This is a genomic window from Streptomyces sp. NPDC045701, assembly GCF_056432045.1.
Genome location: NZ_JBWKJV010000117.1, coordinates 1 through 5,929, shown reverse-complemented (window position 1 = coordinate 5,929; position 5,929 = coordinate 1). Strand labels below are relative to the sequence as shown.

Annotated in this window: 6 protein-coding genes; 1 reads left to right on the top strand and 5 read right to left on the bottom strand. The window is 71.8% G+C overall.

Annotated features, from left to right (window positions below; all coding sequences use genetic code 11):
• Positions 1 to 161: 161 nt before the first annotated feature.
• The 3 genes from purF to AC07DW_RS33190 form a co-directional block, all read right to left on the bottom strand.
• Positions 162 to 1,688 (bottom strand): amidophosphoribosyltransferase, encoded by a 1,527-nt coding sequence (gene purF, locus AC07DW_RS33200; protein ID WP_478861347.1) that lies wholly within the window; start codon positions 1,686 to 1,688, stop codon positions 162 to 164.
• 303 nt (positions 1,689 to 1,991) lie between these two features.
• Complete coding sequence (locus tag AC07DW_RS33195; RefSeq protein WP_478861346.1) at positions 1,992 to 2,843, bottom strand: META domain-containing protein; 852 nt, start codon at positions 2,841 to 2,843, stop codon at positions 1,992 to 1,994.
• Between the two features lie 118 nt (positions 2,844 to 2,961).
• Complete coding sequence (locus AC07DW_RS33190) at positions 2,962 to 3,774, bottom strand: maleylpyruvate isomerase family mycothiol-dependent enzyme (RefSeq protein ID WP_478861345.1); 813 nt, start codon at positions 3,772 to 3,774, stop codon at positions 2,962 to 2,964.
• A gap of 95 nt (positions 3,775 to 3,869) precedes the next feature.
• Here AC07DW_RS33190 and AC07DW_RS33185 point away from each other — a divergent pair, with 95 nt between their 5' ends.
• Positions 3,870 to 4,274 carry a nuclear transport factor 2 family protein gene (locus AC07DW_RS33185; RefSeq protein ID WP_478861344.1) on the top strand — a complete coding sequence of 135 codons (405 nt, stop codon included), beginning with the start codon at positions 3,870 to 3,872 and terminating at the stop codon, positions 4,272 to 4,274.
• A gap of 76 nt (positions 4,275 to 4,350) precedes the next feature.
• Here the strand turns inward: AC07DW_RS33185 and AC07DW_RS33180 are convergent, their stop codons facing one another.
• Together AC07DW_RS33180 and AC07DW_RS33175 are read right to left on the bottom strand one after the other, a co-directional pair.
• On the bottom strand, positions 4,351 to 5,172 hold the full coding sequence (locus AC07DW_RS33180) for a murein hydrolase activator EnvC family protein (protein ID WP_478861343.1): 822 nt from the start codon (positions 5,170 to 5,172) through the stop codon (positions 4,351 to 4,353).
• 19 nt (positions 5,173 to 5,191) lie between these two features.
• Entirely contained in the window at positions 5,192 to 5,734 is a 543-nt protein-coding gene (locus tag AC07DW_RS33175; RefSeq protein ID WP_478861342.1) for an ArsR/SmtB family transcription factor, read from the bottom strand.
• Positions 5,735 to 5,929: the final 195 nt, after the last annotated feature.

The following is a 5,929-nucleotide window of genomic DNA, read 5'->3' as shown; positions in this document are numbered from 1 at the left end:
TCGGGACGCCGCGTCTTCTTCACCCACTCCTTCATCAGCTCGACGGCGCGGTCGCCCGCCTCGATGTCGACGCCCGCAGCCGCGTAGCTGGCACCGGTGGTCTCAGTCTCAGACATGACTGTGAGAACTTTCGTGTCGTACTGCAGGGATTGCGGGTGGTCCTACGGGCGACGGAGGGCGTCGGCCGCGGCCGTGGCGGCCGGTCCGGCGGCCAGCTCGGTCTCCAGGAGCTGCTTGCCGAGCAGCTCGGGGTCCGGCAGTTCCATCGGGTACTCACCGTCGAAGCAGGCTCGGCACAGCTTCTGCTTCTCGATGGTGGTGGCCTCGATCATGCCGTCGATGGAGATGTACGAGAGGGAGTCGGCGCCGAGCGACTTGCCGATCTCCTCGACCGTCATGCCGTTGGCGATCAGCTCGGCCCGGGTGGCGAAGTCGATACCGAAGAAGCAGGGCCACTTCACGGGCGGGGAGGAGATCCGGATGTGGACCTCGGCGGCCCCGGCCTCGCGGAGCATCCGGACCAGCGCGCGCTGGGTGTTGCCGCGGACGATCGAGTCGTCCACCACCACCAGGCGCTTGCCCTTGATGACTTCCTTCAGCGGGTTCAGCTTGAGGCGGATGCCCAGCTGGCGGATGGTCTGGGACGGCTGGATGAAGGTCCTGCCGACGTACGCGTTCTTCACCAGGCCGGCACCGAACGGGATGCCGCTGGCCTCCGCGTAACCGATCGCGGCGGGCGTGCCGGATTCGGGCGTCGCTATGACGAGATCGGCGTCGACCGGTGCTTCCTTGGCCAGCTTGCGGCCCATCTCCACCCGGGAGAGGTACACGTTCCGGCCGGCGATGTCGGTGTCGGGGCGCGCCAGGTACACGTACTCGAAGACACAGCCCTTGGGCTTCGCTTCCGCGAATCGCGAGGTGCGGATGCCGTTCTCGTCGATCGCGATCATCTCGCCCGGCTCGACCTCGCGGACGTAGGCGGCACCGCAGATGTCGAGGGCGGCGGACTCGGAGGCGACGACCCAGCCGCGCTCCAGGCGGCCCAGCACCAGCGGGCGGATGCCCTGCGGGTCACGGGCGGCGTAGAGGGTGTGCTCGTCCATGAAGACGAGGGAGAAGGCGCCCCGGGCCTCGGGGAGCACCTTGGCGGCGGCTTCCTCGATGGTCAGCGGCTTGCCGTCGTCGTCGACCTGACCCGCGAGGAGCGCGGTGACGAGGTCGGTGTCGTTGGTGGCCGCCACCTGTGTGGCGCGGCCGTCCGTCTTGGGGAGGTCGGCGACCATCTCGGCGAGCTGGGCCGTGTTGACCAGGTTGCCGTTGTGGCCGAGCGCGATCGAGCCGTGGGCGGTGGCCCGGAACGTCGGCTGCGCGTTCTCCCACACGGAGGCGCCGGTGGTCGAGTAGCGGGCGTGACCGACCGCGATGTGACCCTGGAGGGAACCGAGAGAGGTCTCGTCGAAGACCTGGGAAACCAGTCCCATGTCCTTGAAGACGAGGATCTGGGAGCCGTTGCTGACCGCGATTCCCGCGGATTCCTGGCCCCGATGCTGGAGGGCGTAGAGCCCGAAGTACGTGAGCTTTGCGACCTCTTCACCCGGAGCCCAGACACCGAAGACGCCACAAGCGTCCTGGGGGCCCTTTTCGCCGGGAAGCAGATCGTGATTGAGTCGACCGTCACCACGTGGCACGCCACCGAGTGTAGGCGAGATCGACCACTGGTCCGAATTGGGGACGGTCCGGGGTGCGGTACGGGGAAGCGGCGGTTCCGGTCGCGCCGCCGCCGACGGGTTCGTCCCACCACCGCCGGTCAGGCCCCGACCGACCGGTGGCCGACCGCCGATCAAGCGCTGACCTGGGGCTGAGCCGGGTCGCTCGGGGCTCGGCCGGGGACGCCCGGCGGACCGTCGGAGGATCCGCCCGCCGACCGGCCGGGAGCGGGACGGCCGCCGCCGGGCGCGGGCGGTGTGACGGACCTCGCAGCGGGCCGGATGCTACTGCTCGGCGGGAGCGGTTGTCGTCCGGTTTTCCGCGCCCGCCGCGAAGCCGGTCCCACCGGTGGCGGTGACCGTCAGGCTGCGGTGGTCGATCGCGTACCGGACCTTGCCCTTCATGGTCTTGAGCAGGGCTTGCTCCAGCTCCATCTGCGGTCCGGCGCACAGCCTGCGCGTCGTGGTCACACGGCCGAACGTCATCGTGGAGCCGTCGGTGGTGACGGCGGCGCTGAACTGGTTGCAGCCCAGGGTGCCGCGTACGGAGTCGTCCTTGCCGAAGACGAACGACGCCTTGCCCTCGGTGCCGGCCGGCAGAGAGGTCACGGCCTGCCCGGAGACCAGCGAGTTCACGGTCCACTTGGTGCCGGCGAGTGGCGCCGGGGGCTGCTCGCCGAGCCGGACGGTGTCCCCGCCGGCGGTGGTCAGCGTCAGCCGGCCGTCCTTCAGTGTGGCCTTCAACGTGCCGGTGAGAACCGACTTCAGCGCGTCCTCGAAGCTCTGGAGCGGCTCGGGACAGCCGATCTCGGTCGTTCCTGTGTCGCTGAGGGTGACCGTGTCGCCCTCGACGGTGGCCCGGGCGTCGAAGTGGTTGCAGCCGAAGTTCCCCCTGGCCTGCCCCTTGCTGTCGATCCGGACGTGCGCGCCGGCCGGGGCGGCGGTCTTCCGGCCGTCGACGGTGACGCTCTCGACGGTCCAGTGCACACCGGTGACCGGCACGTCGGGTCGTACGGAGGTGCTGCCGTCGCCCGCGCCCGATCCGTCCCCGGACTGGGTGCCGCAGGCGGTGAGGGCGAGGGCGAGGAGCGGGGCGAGGGCGGCGGCCCCCGTGGCGTACGACTGCTTCTTCGGCATGGTCGGCATGGTGATGGGACGGACCGGGCGCGGCCCCGGTTCCGTCACTGGGCCGTCCGGGGGCCGGGGTGCGCGGAGGGGCCGGGGGCGGCGGAGGGTCCGGCCGGGGCGGGCCGGGTCAGCCGAGGACCGGGAGGTGGGCCGTCAGGTCCGCCCGTTCGCCGCTGGCGCGGACCTGCGCCGTGGACAGGGCGTCCGCCCAGGACATGCGTCCCGTGGCGAGCCGCACCCAGGCCAGCGGCTCGGCCTCCACCACGTTCGGCGGCGTACCGCGCGTGTGCCGGGGCCCCTCGACGCACTGCACCACCGCGTACGGCGGCACCCGCACCTCCACCGAACCGCCCGGCGCCTTGCCGGCCAGCGCGTCGGCCAGCAGCCGGGTGCAGGCGGCCAGGGCCTGGCGCTCGTACGGGACGGCGAGCCCGGTCGCGTCGTTCAGGTCGTCGGTGTGGACGATCAGCTCGACGGTCCGGGTGACCACGAAGTCGGCCAGGCGCACGCCCCCGAAACGCGTGACGATCAGGCGGTCGTCCGGGGCCTCCAGGGCGCCGGCGAGCCCCCGCGCGGTCTCCTCGTACAGCGCGGCGAGGGCGGCCGGGTCCTGCGCGCCGGCCTCGGCGATCTCCCGGGTGTCGTGGTCGACGTCCCCGGCGTACCGCCGGGTGGCGAGCGGCCATTCCAGCAGGGTCAGGTCGCGGGTGGGCGGCGCGGGCGCGTCCACCCCGCGGATGACCGACCGCATCGCCATGGTGACGTGCGCGGCCAGTTCGCGGACCGTCCACTCCCCCAGTCTGGTCGGCTGCCCGAGCTGCTCGGGCGTGAGGGTGAGGACCCCTTGGCGTACGTGGTCGAACTGCGCGAGCACGGCGGCCCGGATCCTGGCCGGGTCGTAACTGCGGGTTCGCTGGGTGCGCTTGCTCACCGGTGGCATGGGGCGAGGTTAGCCCGCCGCCGCGTGGCACGGGGTGGACTCCGGGCGGACGATGGGAGTGAACGGCGATGACGGGTACGAAAGGCGGGACGGCCATGAGCGAACACCCGGACAGTGCCCTGGTCCGCCGGGGCTACGAAGCCTTCGGCAAGGGCGACATGGCGACCCTCGGCTCCCTGATGATGTCGGACTGTGCCTACCACCTGCCGGGCTCCAGTCAGGTCTCCGGCCACTTCAAGGGCCGTGACAACGTCCTGTCCCTGTTCGGCAGGCTCTTCGAGCTGACCGGTGGGTCCCTGCGCGTCGACCTCGACGGGGTCTTCGTCGACGGGCGCGGGCACGCCGTCACGGCCCACAAGTGGTACGCCGAGCGGGAGGACCGGGGGATCGAGATGAGGGGCGGCCTCCTCTTCACGATCGTCGGCGGCAAGATCAGCGACGTCGACGAGTGCGTCGAGGACATCGACCAGACGGACGCCTTCTGGGACGCGCCGGGCTAGGGAGTGTCCGGGCATCTGCGTCCGCGAGCCCGCGTGCGGGACGACGCGGGCCGGGCGAGACTTTCCCGAACACGACCTAGACTTTCGCGCTCTCCGCCGTGAACGTCTCGCCGCCCGCCGGCACGCCCACGCCGCGCCAGGTGAACGGGACACCGTGGGCGGTGCGCGGATCGAGGCCGTCCATCAGCTGGAAGTGCAGGTGCGGCTCGGTGGAGTTGCCCGAGTTGCCGCAGCTCGCGAGCGGCTGACCGGCGGCGACCCGGTCGCCCGTGCGTACGCGCAGCGAGCCGCGCCGCAGGTGGGCGTACATCGCGTACGTACCGCCACCGAGGTCCAGCACCACGTGGTTGCCGACGATGTGGCGCGCCCCTCCGAAGGTGCGGAAGAGGCCCTCCACGAAGAAGAAGTACGCCAGGGCGGGCAGCGAGTTGCGGCTGAGGTGGTCGCGCAGGCGGTCCTCGGCGTGTACGACGGTGGCGTCCGCGACCGCGAGCAGCGGAGCGCCGAAGGCCGGGAAGTCGCCGTTGCGCCGGGCGACGGGCCACAGCCACGCGAAGCCCGGCCTCGGGCGTTCCGCGGACGCGGCGACGATGTCGATGGCGTACGTCTGGCCCAGGGCGTGCGTGCCGTGGCTCGGCACCTTGTCGGCCGGGCTGTTCAGGGCGCTCCAGGTCCCGGTGACGGGCGGGTCCACCTCGACCGCGTCCCGGGTCTCCGCCGGGGTCCCGCGCTTGTCCGTGCGGTTCAGGGCGATACGGATGGCGACGGCGGCCAGGAGCGGCAGCCAGCCGAGCCAGTAGTCGTAGGGCGGGTCGACGAAGGGCGAGACGACCGCCTGGACGATGAAGACCCCCCACAGGACGCGGACGAGTATCGCGGCGGACTTTCGTACGGACATGCTGTTCCCCCGTGGTCGGTTACGGCCGGGCCGTGGCCAGCGCCACGAGCAGCGGCACCACGCGGCCCGGCGGGACCTCGTACCGGCCGCGCCCGGCGGTGTGGAGCCAGCCGGCGCCGGTCAGTTGGCGCAGGTGGTGGTAGATCTGGCCGGTCGTGCCGCTCTCTTCGAGCGCGGCCAGCTCGGCGGCGGTGCGCCGGCCGCCGAGGATCTCGCGCAGGAGCCGGAGGCGGACCGGGTGGCCGAGCGCCGCGAAGGGCTCGGCGGCCTCGGCCCAGTCACCGCCCAGTTGCTCTTCGGCGAGGGCGCCGTACTGCCACTCGTACCGTTCCCCGGTCGGCAGCGTCACGGCTCCGGTGAACAGCACCCCGCCGTCTGTCGCGCCCGCCTCGGTGAGCCGCGACTTGAGCCCGTCCAGGGCCCAGAAGTCGCCCCCGCCGGCCGGGGGCGCGGCACGGCCGTCGCCCGCCTGCGGGGTTTCCGGCGCCGCCGTCTCCAGTACCGCGGTCTCCAGCACCGCGAGGCGGCGCTCCAGTTCGGCGACGCGCTTTTCCAGCTCCATGCTGTCGAAGATACGTAGTTACGTAATACCGTGCAAGCGGTGAGACGAAAAGGCCCCTGCCGGGACCGTGAGATCCGACAGGGGCTTTTCGATCGACGTGTCAGGCGAGGAGGCCGGGGATGGTGGCTTCGTGGGCCTGGCGTAGTTCGTCGAGGGTGAGGGTGAACTGGTCCTGGAGGTCGATCCGGGTGCCGT

Coding starts and splice junctions, on each gene's coding strand:
- AC07DW_RS33195 (WP_478861346.1), bottom strand. CDS start 2,843: ATGCCGAAGAAGCAGTCGTACGCCACGGGGGCCGCCGCCCTCGCCCCG.
- AC07DW_RS33190 (WP_478861345.1), bottom strand. CDS start 3,774: ATGCCACCGGTGAGCAAGCGCACCCAGCGAACCCGCAGTTACGACCCG.
- AC07DW_RS33185 (WP_478861344.1), top strand. CDS start 3,870: ATGAGCGAACACCCGGACAGTGCCCTGGTCCGCCGGGGCTACGAAGCC.
- AC07DW_RS33180 (WP_478861343.1), bottom strand. CDS start 5,172: ATGTCCGTACGAAAGTCCGCCGCGATACTCGTCCGCGTCCTGTGGGGG.
- AC07DW_RS33175 (WP_478861342.1), bottom strand. CDS start 5,734: ATGGAGCTGGAAAAGCGCGTCGCCGAACTGGAGCGCCGCCTCGCGGTG.